The organism is Duganella kummerowiae (genome assembly GCF_053572355.1).
Genome location: NZ_JBKFEH010000045.1, coordinates 1 through 806, shown reverse-complemented (window position 1 = coordinate 806; position 806 = coordinate 1). Strand labels below are relative to the sequence as shown.

Below are 806 nucleotides of genomic sequence, written 5' to 3'. Positions count from 1 at the left end.
TTCACGCCGGGCAGCCGGCGCAGCTGCGCCTCCACCTCGCCGGCCTCGATGCGCATGCCGCGCAGCTTGATCTGGTGGTCGCGCCGGCCCTGGTAGCTGAGGCGCCCGTCCGGCAGCCAGCGCGCCAGGTCGCCGCTGCGGTACAGCCGCTGGCCGGGCTGGAACGGATCGTCGACGAAGCGCTGCGCGCTCAGTTCCGGCTGGTGCAGGTAGCCCAGCGCCAGGCCCGCTCCGCCGATGTACAGTTCGCCCACCGCGCCCTGCGGCAGCAGCCCGCCCTGTTCGTCCAGCACGTAGGCGCGGCTGTTGGCGATCGGCCGTCCGATCGCCACCCCGCCCTCGGCGCTGTACTCATCCCAGGTGACGTCGGCCCCCACCTCGGTCGAGCCGTAGATGTTGAGCAGGCGCGCTCCCGGCAGCGCGGCCCGCACGCGCGCCGCCAGTTCCGCGCCCAGCGCCTCGCCGCTGCTGGCCACCTGGCGCAGCGCCAGGGCGCCCAGGCCCGGATGTCCGGCCAGCGCCTCCAGCAGCGACGGCACCAGCGTGATGCGGCTGATCCGGTGTTCGGCCAGGGTCGCCACCAGCAGGTCGAGGTCGCGCACCGCCTCGTCGGCGATCACCACCAGCGGCGCGCCCTCGGCCAGCGGCTGGAACACCTCGGCCACGTGGTCCACGAAGTTCAGCGAGGTCTTCTGGCAGTACACCTCGTCCGGCCCCGCCGGGTAGGTGGCGCGCATCCATTGCAGGCGGTTGGCGATGGCGCGGTGCGGCATCAGCACCGCCTTCGGCGTGCCGGTCGAGCCGGA

General features: G+C 73.8%; 1 protein-coding gene. It reads right to left on the bottom strand.

The annotated features are described in order from the left end of the window. A partial coding sequence (locus ACLB1G_RS27945; RefSeq protein WP_491630543.1) for an amino acid adenylation domain-containing protein occupies positions 1-806 on the bottom strand: 806 nt, incomplete at both ends.